This is a genomic window from Ferriphaselus sp. R-1 (genome assembly GCF_000746095.1).
Lineage (GTDB): Bacteria > Pseudomonadota > Gammaproteobacteria > Burkholderiales > Gallionellaceae > Ferriphaselus.
In genome coordinates, this window is record NZ_KN050808.1 from 1 (window position 1) to 14,981 (window position 14,981).

A 14,981-nucleotide genomic window follows, 5' to 3' on the forward strand; every position below is an offset into this window, starting at 1 on the left:
CGCTCTCTTCCGTCACCTTTGGTCGACCGGGCTCGCGGAATACGCCACCATTCGCCTTGAATTGCGCCTGCCACTTGTAGAGCCGGTTGCGTGCAACACCCAGTTCCAGCGCTAGTTGCGTCCCCGGCTTCTGCCCCAATTCCAGCAACCGTACCGCCTCGCGCTTGAATTCCGCACTGTATCGCTGCCGTTGCCTCTCCGGATTTACCTTGCCTTTTCCCTTGCTTTCCATCGAACACCTCCTTCATTATTGTCTCCTATTGAAGTGTCCGTTAAAGCCGGGTTAGCTCAGTACGTCCCCTATTAATATTACGTGGCGTTTTGAAAGGGAGTGATGTGTGTCTAGGCTGGCGGTGTCACCCACAGCGCTGCACCGGCTCGATCCAGATACGTCAGATACGCCCTCAGCTCAAATTCGAGTTGTGAGTAGGCTGGTTCCATGTGCTGGCAGAGTTGGTAGAACGCTTTGTCGTGGTTGCGTTGCTTGATGTGCGCCAGTTCATGCACCACGATCATGTGCAGGAATTCTTGCGGCATCTGGCGGAACAGTGTCGCGATCCTGATCTCCTGTTTGGCCTTGAGCTTGCCGCCCTGTACCCGCGAGATGTTGGTGTGCGTCCCGAGTGCGTTCTTGATGATGTGTAACTTGGGGTCGTAGGCGACGCGGCTGAGTTGCCCGGCGTTGCGCAGGTGCTGGTTCTTGAGCTCGTGGACATAGTCGTAGAGTGAGCTGTCGGTGCGGATGGCGTGCGCTTGCGGGTATTTTGCGAGCAGCCACGGTGCCAGTTTTTCCTGCGCAATGAGCTGGTGGACTTGCTCGATCAGCGCAGCAGGATAGCCGGTAAGGTAGTTGGGTGTGGCGTGGGGGCGCATTTCAGGGCTGGAAGCGCTCTTCCTGTGCGCGCAACGCGCGTGCTCGCTGGCGCGCTTCTTCTTCCTTGAGCGTGTCGTTGATCTCGCGCATTACGCTGTTCAGGTCGACCGGCTTCTCGTCATGCTGGAAGGTGCCGGTCAGCGTGCTTTCGGTGCTGAGTTCGCCACTGGCGTACAGCGCCCAAATCTCGTTGCCGTAGTCGGTGGCGAGCAGTTCCGGTGCGTACTGGCCGAAATAGTTGGCGAGGTTCTCCACGTCGCGCAACAGCATGAACTGGGCGTGGTTGTTGGCGGCGGCATCGATGGCTTGCGGCAGGTCGATGATGACGGGGCCTGCGGCATCCACCAGCACGTTGAATTCGGACAGGTCGCCATGCACGACCCCGGCGCACAACATGCGCACCACTTGGGCGATAAGCTGGCGGTGGTAGTCGAGCGCGACTGCGGTGGTGAACGCCAGATCGTTGAGACGTGGCGCGGCGTTGCCCTCGGCATCCGTCACCAGTTCCATCAGCAGCACGCCTTCGTGGAAGGTGTACGGCCTGGGCACGCGCACGCCAGCAGCGGCGAGGCGGTACAGTGCGTCCACTTCGGCGTTCTGCCAGGCCTCTTCCTGCGCTTTGCGGCCGTAGTTCGTGCCTTTCTCCATGGCGCGGGCGCGGCGGCTATTCTTCACTTTGCGGCCTTCGGTGTAGTCCACGCTCTGGCGGAAGGCGCGTTTGTTCGCTTCCTTATAGACTTTGGCGCAGCGCACCTCGTCGCCGCAACGCACCACGTACACCGTGGCCTCTTTGCCGCTCATCAGTTGGCGCAGCACTTCGTCGACCAGGCCGTCTTCGACCAGCGGGGCGATGCGTTTGGGCGTTTTCATCAGAAGCGTTCGTAGCCGGCCAGATAGCGCCATTGCCCCGGCGGGATCTTGCCCATGGCCAGCCGCCCGATGCGCAGGCGTTTCATGGACACGACTTGCAGTCCGACGCTCAGGCACAGGCGGGCGATCTGGCCGGGTTGCGGGTTCTTGAGGGCGAAGCGCAGCCGGGTCTCGTTCTGCCAGCTCACCTTGATCGTGGTCGGCGGCTTGCCGTGGGTGGCCTCGCCCTGGTTTAGCCGCTTCATGCCGTCCTCGACCAGCTCGCCGGTGACTTCGACGACGTATTCCTGTTCCAGCGTGGCAGCGTCATCGCCCAGCTTGCGCGCCACTTTCCAATCCTGGGTGTACACCGTCAAACCGCTGGCTCCTGCCTGCAGCGGAAGATATTGCGTCAGTTTGACGAAATGCTGCTTGAGCGTGCGGATGCCGGATGGGTCGTCCGCCATGCGCGTTTCGGCGCGTATTGCTGCATCCGCGTCGGCGGGGTGGTGCAGCAGGAGGGTCGCGGGGGGCAGCGGGGTGAGTGTCGCGTCCGGATGCAATTCCACCTGCTGCGCCGCCTCCACCATGAACTGCGGCTCTTCCACCACGTGCCCGTCGACCGACACCCATCCGCCGGTGATGTACAGCTCGGCGGCGCGGCGCGAGCAGGCGTGGAGTGCGGCCAGGCGTTTGGCCAGTCTAACGGAATCAGTCATGAGGGGGCTCGGTCAACAGGTGCCGCATTGTAAACGCTCAAGTCGAGCCATCCTCTGTAAAATGCGGCCATGGATCCCATCTCGAAACCCGTGCGTGCGCCGACGCTGGACGGCATCACTCTGGAAACCATCGTCACCCTGCTGGCCGAGCGCTTGGGCTGGGAGGCGATGGCTGCCGAAGTGCCGATCCGCTGTTTCAGCCACGATCCCAGCATCAAATCCAGCCTGAAGTTCCTGCGCCGTACACCGTGGGCGCGCGCCAAGGTCGAGCAGTTGTATCTGCACGAGGCGCGCTACTGGCCTGCGCAGTGAGGTGGTGATGCACGAGCCATTGTCCGGCCACGGCGGGGATCAAGCATGACAGCCGACGCTCCGTTCGATCCCAAACCCATCCTGGCCCATCTGCCGCTGTTGCCCGGTGTGTACCGCATGCTGGATGCCAACGGGCAGGTGCTCTACGTCGGCAAGGCCAACCAGCTTAAGAAGCGCGTCAGCTCGTATTTCCAGAAGACCAACAACTCGCCGCGCATCCGGCTGATGGTGTCGCACATCGCCAACATCGAGGTGACGGTGACGCGCTCGGAGGCTGAGGCGCTGCTGCTGGAGAACAACCTCATCAAGTCGCTCAAGCCGCGCTACAACATCCTGTTTCGCGACGACAAGACCTATCCCTACATCGTCCTGTCCGGGCATGAGTTTCCCCGCATCGCCTACTATCGCGGTACACCTGATCGACAGAACCAGCATTTCGGCCCCTATCCCAACGCCACGGCGGCGAAGGAGAGCATCGCGCTGTTGCAGAAGGTGTTCCGCATCCGCACCTGCGAGGACAGTGTGTTCAACAACCGTGCCCGGCCTTGCTTGCTGCACCAGATCCAGCGCTGCACTGCGCCGTGTGTGGGGCTGATCTCGGAAGCGGACTATGCTGCCGACATCCGCAATGCGTCGCTGTTGTTGCTGGGCAAACAGGGCGAGGTGGAGGCGCAGCTGCGCGAGCGCATGGAACGGGCCGCCGAGGCGCTGGAATTCGAGCAGGCGGCAGCGCTGCGCGACCAGTTGCAGGCGCTGCGCGCGGTGCAGCAAAAGCAGTTCGTGGAAAGCAGCGGCAGCACCGATGCCGACATCGTGGCGGTGGCGACGCTGGACGGTGCGACCTGCGTGGCGCTGGCCATGGTGCGCGGCGGGCGGCATCTGGGCGACAAGCATTTCTTCCCGCAGAACGCGGACGGGCAAGTGCCGGACGAGGTGCTGGAGGCGTTTCTGGCGCAGCATTATTTGGAGCGCAGCGTGCCGCCGCTGGTGCTGGTCAACGTGGCGCTGGAGACGGCGGCGCTGGAGGAGTTGCTGGGCGAGCAGTCCGGCCACAAGGTCGCCATCCGTCATCAGGTCAACGGCGAGCGGCGGCAGTGGCTGGAGATGGCGGAGAAGAACGCGCAACTGGCCTTGCAGCAGCAGGCGGGTTTGCAGGCCGGGCAGCAGGCGCGTGTGGGAGCGCTGCGCGAAGTGTTGGGTTTGGAGCAGTTGGCGCGCATCGAGTGCTTCGACATCAGCCACACCATGGGTGAGGCGACGGTGGCATCGTGCGTGGTGTACGACAATCTGGCCATGCGCAACAACGAATATCGCCGCTACAGCATCACGGGCATCACGCCCGGCGACGATTATGCTGCGATGCGGCAGGCGGTGACGCGGCGCTATCAGAAACTGCAGGCGGGCGAGGGCAAGCGCCCCGACCTGATCCTGATCGACGGCGGAGCCGGGCAGTTGAGCATGGCGGTGGAAGTGATGGCGGAACTGGGTCTGTCCGACATCGCGCTGGTGGGCGTGGCCAAGGGCGTGGAGCGCAAGGCGGGGCTGGAACAGCTGATCCGGCCTGATGTCGCCGAACCTTTGCACCTGCCGCCGGACAGTCCGGCTTTGCACCTCATCCAGCAGGTGCGTGACGAGGCGCACCGCTTCGCTATTGGCGGGCATCGTGCGAAGCGGGCCAAGGTTCGCATGGCTTCGAAGCTGGAAGAGATCGAGGGGGTGGGCGAGAAGCGACGGCGAAACCTGTTGGCGCGGTTTGGTGGCTTGCGTGGGGTGGAGCAGGCGAGTGTTGAGGAGTTGATGCAGGTCGAGGGGATCAGTCTTGCCTTAGCGATCAAGATACATGGCTGTCTAACTTCATGAGTTAGTTGACTATTTATTGATTCATGACAAGCGGCAAGGGGCTTTTCGTTGGGTGTGGTGTCGGCAGTGCGATGACAGGGAGATCAGGTTAAGGATATAGGTAAAAAGATATAGGCCAATCTAGTGCTTGACACTAGGGGGATAGCTCTAGAGAATGCGGCCAAAAGCATTACTGGAATGCTGGGCTTCATTTCCGACTACAGAATAAATCAGGAAAGTAAAAATCATGGAACGGACAGGTCGCTATCTCTGGGGGGTTCCCAACAAACTGTTGGAGCTGTTGACGAATTGGTCTGGCTGGCGTTTTCGTACCATCCGCTGGTTGGTGACTCTGGTCGGATTGGTGGTCGCTGGCTGGCTGGTGATCATGCCGCTGGATGGTATCGAGCAGTTGATCTTCGGTCTGCTGGTTTTTGTCTTCGTCCTGTATATCCGTAGTTATGCTGGCTCGTTCATCACCTTGCTTCTGGTCGGGGTGTCCGTGCTCATGTCTACGCGCTATCTTTATTGGCGCGCGACGGAGACGCTGAATGTGACCACGTTGCTGGATGGTGTGTTCAGCATAGGTTTGCTGCTTGCTGAAGTCTATGCGTGGGTCGTGTTGGGGCTGGGGTTCTTGCAGACCATCTGGCCTTTGCGCCGGCACTCTGAGCCGCTCCCGGCGGATCAGGCATTGTGGCCTACGGTCGATGTGTTGATACCTACGTATAACGAACCGCTGGAAGTGGTCAAGGCATCGGTGCTCGCGGCGCAGGTGATGGACTGGCCAGCAGGCAAGCTGAAGATATATCTGCTGGACGATGGACATCGGGAGGAGTTCCGTTCCTTCGCCAGTGAGGCCGGGGTCAACTACATCGCCCGGGAAGACAATGTCTACGCCAAGGCCGGTAACATCAACAACGCGCTGAAGCAGGCCATGGGCCAGTATGTCGTGATCTTCGATTGCGACCATATTCCCGTGCGTTCGTTCTTGACGGAGACGATGGGAGGGTTCCTTACCGACCCCAAGCTGGCGCTGGTCCAGACTCCGCACCATTTCTTCTCGGCTGACCCGTTCGAGCGCAATCTGGGTACGTTCCGCAAGATCCCCAATGAGGGCGCTTTGTTCTATGGCCTGGTGCAGGATGGTAACGACCTGTGGAACTCTGCGTATTTCTGTGGTTCGTGTGCCGTTCTGAAACGTTCGGCGCTGGACGAGATCGGCGGCATCGCCATCGATACGGTGACCGAAGATGCGCACACCTCGATCAATCTTCATGCCAAAGGCTATAACTCGGCTTATCTGAACACCCCTCTGGCGGGTGGTCTGGCGACCGAGTCCTTGAGTGCCCATATCAAACAGCGGATGCGCTGGGCGAGGGGTATGGTACAGATATTCCGCATCGACAATCCTTTCTTCAAGCGCGGCCTGTCGTTCATGCAGCGCCTCTGTTACGCCAACGCCATCCTGCACTTCCTGTATGGATTCCCGCGTTTCTTCTTCATGACTTCGCCTTTGGCGTACCTGTTCCTGGAGGTGCACGTGATCGATGCGCCGGCGGGCATGATCGCAGTATTTGCCTTGCCCCACCTGATCATGTCGTCGATCGCCAACTCTCGTATGCAGCAACAGAACCGGCACTCGTTCTGGAACGAAGTGTACGAGACGACTCTGGCTTGGTACATCATGTGGCCGACCCTGATCGCTCTGGTGAGCCCGAAATTGGGGACGTTCAATGTGACCGCCAAGGGTGGTCGGGTCGAAGAGGAATATTTCGACTGGAAGATATCCATTCCCTATGTGGTGCTGTTCATTCTTGACCTGTGCGGCCTGATCGTTGGTTTGGCCCGCATGTTCTGGTGGAACACCTATGAATGGGACACGGCGGCGATGAACGTGGGCTGGGCGATCTATAACCTAGTGATGATCGGTGCCACCATTGCTGTCGCACTGGAGACCAAGCAGGTGCGTAATGCGAGCCGCGTACGTGCCGCGATTCCTGCTGGGGTCGTTCTGCCTGGACGCACCATATCGTGCTTCACGCAGGATTTCTCGATCGGCGGTGTGTCGGTCGAATTGCCCGAGCCTACCCATCTGAAGAGGGGGGATACGCTTGTGTTGACGCTGGATCGGGATGGTACCGCTCACGCCTTCCCGGTTGAGGTGGTCGGTGTCGTCGACAGGTCGCTCAGGTTGCGCTTCACGAGTATGCCGGTCGAGACCGAACGCAAGTTGATCTCGGCGACCTTTTCCAGAGCCAACGCTTGGGAGAATTGGTTGGAAGAAGTGGATCTGGATCACCCGCTGCACGGCTTCCGTGAGCTGTTGCGGTTTAGTGAGCTTGGTTTTGAGCGGTTGTTGTCTTCGGCCCATAAGGGTTAGGCCACACACATATTACTCATATGTAGAGTGAATAGAATGAACAAAATACTACATCTATCCCTGGTTTCATTGCTGGCGTTCACGCAGGCTGGAACCACTTTTGCTGTGCCGGACCCCGTTGAGCAAGGGGCATCCGCTGGGGAGGGTAGCTTGGCACCGAGTATGCCCGTGGCGCGTCCATCGGCCCCTGTCGTGGTCAAGAGCAAGCCGGTGACACCTTCGGCGGCTAAACCAGCCGATTCTGGTGTCGGTGGCAAAAAGGCTGTGGTCGAGGCGCCAGCTCCTGTGGCGGCGCAATCGCAGCCTCAAGTTAAAGCTCCCGTACCTGTGAAAGCCGCGCCTAAGGTTACGGTGGCCGACCAGCCGACCAAGAAAGTGGTCGAGCCAGCACCACAGTCCGTCGCGCCACTCAACAAGGCAGCAGCTGAGCAGCCCGTCAAGGTCGTGCCTCAGCCTTCCCCAGCTCCGGCAGCACCCAAGAGTGTGGCAGTTACTCCGGCTCCGGTGGCACCCAAGAGTGTGGCAGTTACTCCAGCTCCGGCAGCACCCAAGAGCGTGGCAGTTACTCCGGCTCCGGTAGCGCCCAAGAGCGTGGCAGTTACTCCAGCTCCGGCAGCACCCAAGAGCGTGGCAGTTACTCCGGCTCCGGTTGCACCCAAGAGCGTGGCAGTTACTCCGGCTCCGGCAGCACCCAAGAGCGTGGCAGTTACTCCGGCTCCAGTGGCACCCAAGAGCGTGGTAGTCACTCCGGCTCCGATGGCACCCAAGAGTGTGGCAGTTACTCCGGCTCCGGTACCACCCAAGAGTGTGGCAGCTGCTCCAGCCCCGGTAGTACCCAAGGTGGTTGCAGCTTCTCCGGCGAGCCAGGCTGCTGCTCCTGTATCGTCTGCGCCGGAAGCGCGTAAAGAGGTATTGAGCCTCAAGAGTCTGGGGCTGTCCAAGCCGATCAAGTTGTTGGGTGATGAGGCCAGTGCGTCCGTCGATTTCTCGTTTCATACGCTGGATATCGTCAAGAAACTGCATTTGCGGTTGAAGTACGACTATTCCTCGAAACTTGATCCGAAGACCAGCAAATTGGTCGTGTCGGTCAATGGAAAAGAGGTCGGTAATTTCCCGCTGGATGCGGAAGGCGCTGCCGGATCGTTCCGTACCATCGAGGTCGACCCGACGTTGCTGTCCGAGTGGAACCATCTGTCTTTCTACGTGGCCTCGCACTTGAAGGACGATCCATGTGACGACCCGCGCTCGACCGAGAAGTGGGTGCGTGTCTATCATCGCTTCAGCGAGATCGATGCGGAATCCTTCACTTTGCCCTTGACCAACGATCTGGCACTGTTCCCGATGCCGTTCTTCGACAAGCATGAGACGCAGCCAATCAAGATCCCCTTTGTCTTTTCCGGCAAGCCTAGCGATCGAACCATCAAGGCGGCGGGCGTGCTGGCTTCGTGGTTCGGCAATCTTGCCGCTTGGCGTGGTACGAACTTCTCTACCAAGCTGGGGGCGATACCGGGCTATGACTCTATCGTGCTGGCGACGGTCGATGAGCATATCGAAGGTATCGACTTGCCTACCAACTTCGACGGGTTCGCGCAGGTTTCGATGGTGGACAATCCGACCAATCCGGTGAATTCGCGCCTGTTGCTGATCGTCGGGAAGACCGATAAGGATGTGGTCGATGCGGTGAACGCACTGGTGTTGGGCAAATTGATGCTGGAGGGCTCTAGGGTTTCCGTGGTTAATCGCGAGATCGCGCCACAGCGGGCCTTGAATGATGCTCCCAACTGGTTGCCCACCAACAAAAAAGTGATGATCGGTGATCTGCTGCCCGTCGATCAGCTGAACAGTAAAGGGGTCTTCGTTACGCCTTTGCAGCTGGATGTCAGGTTGCCGTTCAATCTGTTCAGCACCGAGGAGCAGTCCATCCCCGTGACACTCAAATTGCAGGCCTCGAACGGTAGCAGGAAGCTGACCACGATCGAAGCGCTGCTAAACGGAGAAAAATTCGACTCCATCCCGATCAAGACCACAGAGACGCAGGGCATGGTGGCGGTTCAGACCGTGTTCTCGGTTCCTGCCGCGAAGATGACGGGTAAGGACAATCTGACGTTCAACTTCGTGTTCACTGAGACCGGAAAGACGCAATGTGCCGTCGACGGCATCGTTTACGATGAGGTGAGGATTGATCCGACCTCGTCGCTGGACGTTTCCGCACTGCCGCAGTATGTCGAGTTGCCAAACCTGTCGTACATGGCCTACACCGGGTATCCGTTCAGCAGTCGGGCCGATCTTTCGAGTACGGTGGTCCTGGTGCCGGATCAGTTCAGCGAGCGCGAGATCAGCAGCCTGCTTACCGTGCTTGGTCACATCGGCGAGAAGACGGGCTATCCGGCGACCGGGCTGGCTGTCTCCTCGATCCGCGAGGCTGCCCAGTTCGCGGACCGGGACATTCTGGTCGTGGGCACCACGACCCATCTGGATGCCTTGTTGCAGGAATGGAAGTACCGTATCCCGGTAAATCCAAGAGGTTATCTGCAGCCGTTCCCATGGCCGGTCAACCTGTTCGGTTCCTGGCAGCTGTTCACTGAGGATGGTAAGGGCTATTCAGATCGGCTAGGTGCTTGGGCCAATGTCTCCTTTGACCTCAAGGAACGCGAGCATACGCCGGCGTTCGTCGCATCCTTCGAGTCGCCGTTGCAGAAGAAGCGCAGTGTGGTCCTGCTGACGGCGGGTACGGAGGACGATCTGCGCGATGCGGCACAGATGTTGGCGACCTTCGATCGTGCGAACAACTTTTCGGGCGATGTGGCTTTGGTCGATGTGCAGAAGGAAACCGTTAAGTCCTATCGCGTGGCTCCGACCTATTCGATCGGCTATATGTCCGTCAAGGAGCGACTCCAACGTCTGGCGTTGCATAATCCTTGGGTCGCTTTCCTACTGATCTTCGTGCTGGTCATGTTGGCGCCTGAGGTGTTGTTCAATCGCCTGAAAAATCGGGCGGATGCGCGCCTGGGACGATAGGTGGGGCGTATGTGGCGCGTACTTGTCACTGTGATCGCGTTGATGGTGTTGTCGCCGGTTGCTTCCGCTGCTGATGCGTGCAGGAACCCTTGGTTCCTCTGGAGCGAGTTCAAGAGGAACTATATTCAGGCCGATGGCCGGGTCATCGACGACTTCGAAGGCAAGGCCATCACGACCTCGGAAGGGCAAGCCTACGCCTTGTTCTTTGCACTGGTCGCCAACGACAAGGAGCAGTTTGACCTGATCTATCGCTGGACCGTGAACAACCTGATGCGCGGCGATGTGAAGACTTTCTTGCCGGCATGGAAATGGGGTAAGGACGAGCAGTCCGGGACATGGAAGGCACTTGACTATAACTCGGCGAGCGATGCTGACGTATGGATAGCGTACAGTCTGTTCCAGGCAGGCGACATCTGGAAGTCGGCGCCTTATCGCAAAGCGGCGTTCCAGATGCTGGCCAATATGGAACATCGGGAGTTGGCAGATATGCCTGGTATCGGCTGGATGTTGTTGCCAGCGCCTTATGGATATGCCCTGAGTTCGTCGAATTGGCGCTTGAATCCCAGCTACTTGCCGATACAGGTGTTGCGCTACTTTTCCAAGGCTAGCCCGGCGGGGCCGTGGGGGGATGTGACGACTAATACCCTGCAGATGCTGCAAGAGGTCGCTCGCAACGGTGTGATTCCCGATTGGGTGTCATACTCAGTGGCCAAGGGGTATGCTCCGGATTCCGAGATGGGGCGGTTCAGCAGCTATGAGGCGATCCGCGTCTATCTGTGGTGGGCGATGCTGGATCAGGCGGATCCTGCTTTCAAGCAACTTCAGCCTCAGATGGGAGCGATCAGTCAGTTCCGTCCCGATGCGGGTAAGCTGCCTGAACGGATTTCCACGCAAGGAGGAGCCAATGAAGGCGTGGCTCCGGACGGTTTTGTCGGGGCGCTGGCCCCGTATCGTTGGGTACTATACAAACACAAGGACACGCAAGTCCCCAAGATAGTCCCCACGAACCAGTATTACAGTTCTGTGTTGAAGTTGTTCGGCTATGGATGGGTGGACGGGCGTTTCCAGTTTCATCGTGATGGCAGTTTGTCTACTAGAGTGAGCAAGCTATGTTCAAATTAAAAAAAATATCCGGAATTATCTCGTTGCTGCTGGTTGGTGCTGTCGACGCACCGTGCTTCGCCGAAGATGTGATGGCGACCCCTGGCGATGTGCCGGCGATCGCGGAATCAAGGCCGCTTGCTCCCTCCAAGCCACTCGCTGCCGAGAAGAGTAAGGAGAGCAAGCCTGTCGGCAGCATTTCTCAGCCCAAACCGAGCAAGACCGTCTCGTCATCCCCAACTGCTAGCGCGGGAGCCGCCGATGCGGCCAATCCCCCTGCCGTCAAACCCCCTGTGGCCGATGAGCCATCTAGGCCGTCTGCGATAGCAGAACGTACAGCGTCAGGCTCTTCTGTGCCAGTGAAAGCAAAGGCAGAGCCGGAGAAGGCGGCCCCGAGTGTCGCAACTGCGACTCCCGCACCCGCCCCTGCTCGTGCAGCGACCTCTGACAAGGGCGCGATGGAGACCTTGCTGGAGCGTGCGCGTTATTGGCAGCGCACGGGGCAGATGGGCTTGTCGGTGAGTGCTTGGCAGCGTGTCCTGATCAGCGACCCGAAGCAAGAAGAGGCCTTGTCTGGTTTGGCATCCTATTACACGAAATCCGGGCAGCGCGATCTGGCTAACCAATATCTCAAGCGACTCAAGGAAGTTAACCCACAGAGTCCGACCGTCAAGTTGCTGGTCGAAGCCGGCATCATGCGGGATTACGCGCGAGGACAGACCAGCACCCAGTACGGGGATGTCGATGCCAAGTATTACACTTTGCTCGATTCCGGCAGTAGGGCGCACGAGCAGAAACGCCTGAAGGAAGCCGAGCAGCAGTTGCGTCAGGCGATGGAGCTGGCCCCCTTTATGCCGGAAGCACCGTCAGCGCTGGCCGATGTGTTGCTGGAGCAGGGCCGTGCGCGCGAGGCTGAGGATGTATACCGCAAGGTATTGACGCTTTATAACGACTATCCGGAGGCTTTGGTCGGATTGGCCAAGATATCCGCTGATCGGAAGAACTTCAAAGAGGCGCTGAAACTGCTGGACCGCCACGACCAGCTGTTGCCCGGTACGGCATCGTCCAAAGTGTTGCGCTCCAGTATCTATCTGCGTATGGGCCAGCAAGCTGAAGCCGCTGGCAAGCTGGATGAGGCTCTCGATCTGTATAAGCGGGCAGAGGCGATCAATCCGGTGGATGCCTGGCCCATCTTCGCTCAGGCTCATCTGCACTGGAAGGCCGGTAACCTTTCTGCAGCCGAGACAGCCAGCGGCAAGTTGTCCCGGATGACCTCGGCGGATGCAAGATTCGCATCGGCGCTTTATTTCTCCGAGGTGGGTCTGTGGGAAGACGGCTATAACAGCCTGAATAAGATTCCGGCCAAGGAACGCACGGAAGAGATGAAGCGCTTGCATCATCGTCTGGATGTCCACCTCGAACTTGAAAATGCCAAGACTCTGTTCGATCAGGGCAAGAAGGATGTGGCCCGGGACAAGATCTCCGCGCTTGCGCCCACCGTCACCGGCCAAGAAGAGTTGGTCACAGCCGTGGCTCAGGCATGGGCCTATATCGGTCGTAGCGATCTCGCGGCAAGCCTGCTGGAGCATAATCGTCCGCTCAACATAGGGCTGGAGGTGATGTACTCCGGTTATCTGTTGAGTACCAAGCAAGGTGAGAAACTGGATCGGGAGATCGTAGCCATCATGGCACGCCCGGATTATCCGGACATGACCGAGATACAGAAGCGCGACTTCGGACGCATCCGGGTGTTGCGCGCTATCAGGCGTTCGGATGAGCATCGTGACGCACACCGTTTGCCCGATCTGATCAGGGAGTTCGACGCCTTGCAGGCCGAGTATCCGGAGGACATCGACCTGCTTCAGACCAAGGTCAAGTTGCTGCAGTTGAATCGGCAATACGACGAGGCGGAAAAGATCGCCCAGCAGGTTGTGGCGTTGACCGAAGCACAGGAGTTGCCTGCGGATATCGGTAACGTCAATGCTGCGGAGTATGTGGGATACGATCTGGATGCCATGTTGCCCGATAGCAAAGTGGAAATGGCGGATTCGCGCGGGCAGGTGCAGCAGGAGGCGCTGAAGTTCGATGACTTGCGGATCGAGATGAAGCCGCTTGAGGCCAAGATCTTATTCTATAAGCAGACCGTCGATGAATCAAGCTTCCCGGTGACGGTGCTGGTGGATGGGGTCCGTTTGTCTGGCAGGGTCGCCGTCAAGGGTAAATCTACACGTAAGTTCATCAAGAAATCCCTGGCCATCAATCTGGACAGCAACGCTCAGGGCGACTGGAACGGTCAACGCAAGATATCCCTGAATTCGATGGCCACCGATCCCAGCGTCATGCGGGAATGGCTGTCCTGGGATCTTGCGCGCGCTTTGGGTTTGCCAGCCCCGAAGACGCATTATGTTCGCCTGTATATCAACGACAAGTACTCGGGCCTGTTCATGTTCACCGAGTGGGTGGGGGCCGAGCAATTCGCCCGTGCAGGTGCCGGCGGTGGCGAGGGTGAGTTGTTCGAGCCTAACGAGAACGCGCTCAAGGTCTGCGGCAATCTTTCGGCAGAGTCGATGAAGATTGGTGACTGTTATTTGAAAGTCTCCCCGAAGGACACGGATTACTCCCGGTTGAATAAACTCGTTACCGGGATCGAAGAGGCCAAGTCGGCGGAATTCAACAAGTTCATCGATACGAACTTCGAGTCTGAAAAGCTGGTGAACTGGATCGCGCTCAATGGCCTGCTTCAGAACGGTGATACCTACAAGAAGAACTACTTCATCTACCACAGTCAGCAAAATGACAAGTGGACGATCATGCCATGGGATCTGGATCTGACCTTTGGTCGGACCTACGACCCTTATTTCGTGTTCCCCTACTCGGCATTTAACGACAACTACTCCTACTACTACGGTCCCGAGGTCGGCTCGGATTCGGTGTTGAAGCAGAAGATGCTCGAAAATCCGGTAGTCCTCAGTCGCCTCAAGTCCAAGTTGCGACATTTGCTTGGCCTTGAGACCGATGGCAACAGGGATACTTTCGGCTGGTTCGCGCCTGATCGTATCGCCGCACGGGTGAATGCGCTTCGCTTGGCCACCCGGCAGGATGCAGAGAGCGATCCGTTCTCCGAGAGTCGGCAGCTCGATTACGACGAGCATGTAGATGCCCTAAAGTATTTTGGTTTGGCACACGGCTCGTTCCTGAGGTCGTTCGTGGTGGGGGATGATTCGCAGTGGAAGTTCATCTACAACCTTGAACTGCCGAACTCGGCACCGCCCTTGCTGGTGCCTACCGCGTTGAAGGCTCACTGGACAGCTTACAAGCCCAGCTATCAGGTTCCTTTGGTCGACGAGATGAGCGGCAAGTTGGCTGCGGTCATCAAGGTCAAGGCGCTGGAGAAGCCTTCGACCATCTTCGCGGATACCTTGGGTTTCCAGGTACCGTCTGAGTTGCCTGATGGCCTGCCCGCCGAGCAATGTGTGAAGCGCACCTGGATGCTGACATCAAGGACGGTTGCACCCAACCGCTTGGTGGCCGACCTGACCCTGGAATATCAGCAGGAGAACTATAAGAACACCGAAGTGGGTGAGGCAGTCGGAGATCAGCGCAAACTCAAACTCTGGATGAATTCAGGGGCGGACTGGCGCGAACTGCCTACCCGCACCAATCCGGTCTCCAAGACTTTGGCGACAGAGAGCCTGTTGATTCCGGAAAATACCAAGGTGAAGTTCGTTGCTTGTGTCAAAGAGCCGCAGCGCGTGACCATCGACTCATCCAGGCTTAACCCCTTGGTCAAACCAGGTGTGGCATTAGAGGTCGAGGCCGCGCAACCTGTCGAAGCGGCCAAGCCTGTCGAAGCGGCCAAGCCTGTCGAAGCGGCCAAGCCTGTCGA

Annotated in this window: 10 protein-coding genes; 6 read left to right on the forward strand and 4 right to left on the reverse strand. The window is 58.6% G+C overall.

Annotated features, from left to right (window positions below; genetic code table 11):
* The 4 genes from DM08_RS11675 to DM08_RS11690 form a co-directional block, all read right to left on the reverse strand.
* On the reverse strand, window positions 1–232 hold a 232-nt coding region (locus DM08_RS11675), incomplete at its 3' end, for a transposase (RefSeq protein ID WP_035384846.1).
* Between the two features lie 110 nt (window positions 233–342).
* Window positions 343–873, reverse strand: a complete 531-nt coding sequence (locus tag DM08_RS11680) for a YgjP-like metallopeptidase domain-containing protein (RefSeq protein WP_035384847.1) — start codon at window positions 871–873, stop codon at window positions 343–345.
* 1 nt (window position 874) lies between these two features.
* On the reverse strand, window positions 875–1,744 hold the full coding sequence (locus tag DM08_RS11685) for a PA4780 family RIO1-like protein kinase (protein WP_035384848.1): 870 nt from the start codon (window positions 1,742–1,744) through the stop codon (window positions 875–877).
* The gene (locus DM08_RS11690; RefSeq protein WP_035384849.1) at window positions 1,744–2,442 is read right to left on the reverse strand and encodes an rRNA pseudouridine synthase; all 699 of its coding nucleotides are present in this window, start codon (window positions 2,440–2,442) and stop codon (window positions 1,744–1,746) included. Before DM08_RS11690 ends, DM08_RS11685 begins: the two co-directional genes overlap by 1 nt.
* A 69-nt stretch (window positions 2,443–2,511) precedes the next feature.
* On the opposite strand from DM08_RS11690, the gene DM08_RS11695 reads away from it, so the two are divergent.
* The 6 genes from DM08_RS11695 to DM08_RS11720 all read left to right on the forward strand — a co-directional run.
* On the forward strand, window positions 2,512–2,754 hold the full coding sequence (locus tag DM08_RS11695) for a VF530 family protein (protein ID WP_051938213.1): 243 nt from the start codon (window positions 2,512–2,514) through the stop codon (window positions 2,752–2,754).
* A 45-nt stretch (window positions 2,755–2,799) separates the two neighbouring features.
* Window positions 2,800–4,614: an excinuclease ABC subunit UvrC gene (uvrC, locus tag DM08_RS11700; protein ID WP_035384850.1), complete on the forward strand. Its 1,815-nt coding sequence runs from the start codon at window positions 2,800–2,802 to the stop codon at window positions 4,612–4,614.
* 226 nt (window positions 4,615–4,840) lie between these two features.
* Entirely contained in the window at window positions 4,841–6,976 is a 2,136-nt protein-coding gene (gene bcsA / locus DM08_RS11705) for a UDP-forming cellulose synthase catalytic subunit (RefSeq protein ID WP_051938215.1), read from the forward strand.
* Between the two features lie 168 nt (window positions 6,977–7,144).
* A complete protein-coding gene (locus tag DM08_RS12415; protein WP_161780296.1) occupies window positions 7,145–9,994 on the forward strand; it encodes a cellulose biosynthesis cyclic di-GMP-binding regulatory protein BcsB in 2,850 nt (949 codons plus the stop codon).
* Between the two features lie 9 nt (window positions 9,995–10,003).
* Window positions 10,004–11,116, forward strand: a complete 1,113-nt coding sequence (gene bcsZ / locus DM08_RS11710; RefSeq protein WP_035384912.1) for a cellulose synthase complex periplasmic endoglucanase BcsZ — start codon at window positions 10,004–10,006, stop codon at window positions 11,114–11,116.
* Window positions 11,117–11,448: 332 nt separating this feature from the next.
* A partial coding sequence (locus tag DM08_RS11720) for a CotH kinase family protein (protein WP_237560287.1) occupies window positions 11,449–14,981 on the forward strand: 3,533 nt, incomplete at its 3' end.

Bases quoted from the DNA above. Each gene is read 5' to 3' on its own strand.
- DM08_RS11680 (WP_035384847.1), bottom strand. From the start codon at position 873: ATGCGCCCCCACGCCACACCCAACTACCTTACCGGCTATCCTGCTGCG.
- DM08_RS11685 (WP_035384848.1), bottom strand. From the start codon at position 1,744: ATGAAAACGCCCAAACGCATCGCCCCGCTGGTCGAAGACGGCCTGGTC.
- DM08_RS11690 (WP_035384849.1), bottom strand. From the start codon at position 2,442: ATGACTGATTCCGTTAGACTGGCCAAACGCCTGGCCGCACTCCACGCC.
- DM08_RS11695 (WP_051938213.1), top strand. From the start codon at position 2,512: ATGGATCCCATCTCGAAACCCGTGCGTGCGCCGACGCTGGACGGCATC.
- uvrC (WP_035384850.1), top strand. From the start codon at position 2,800: ATGACAGCCGACGCTCCGTTCGATCCCAAACCCATCCTGGCCCATCTG.
- bcsA (WP_051938215.1), top strand. From the start codon at position 4,841: ATGGAACGGACAGGTCGCTATCTCTGGGGGGTTCCCAACAAACTGTTG.
- bcsZ (WP_035384912.1), top strand. From the start codon at position 10,004: ATGTGGCGCGTACTTGTCACTGTGATCGCGTTGATGGTGTTGTCGCCG.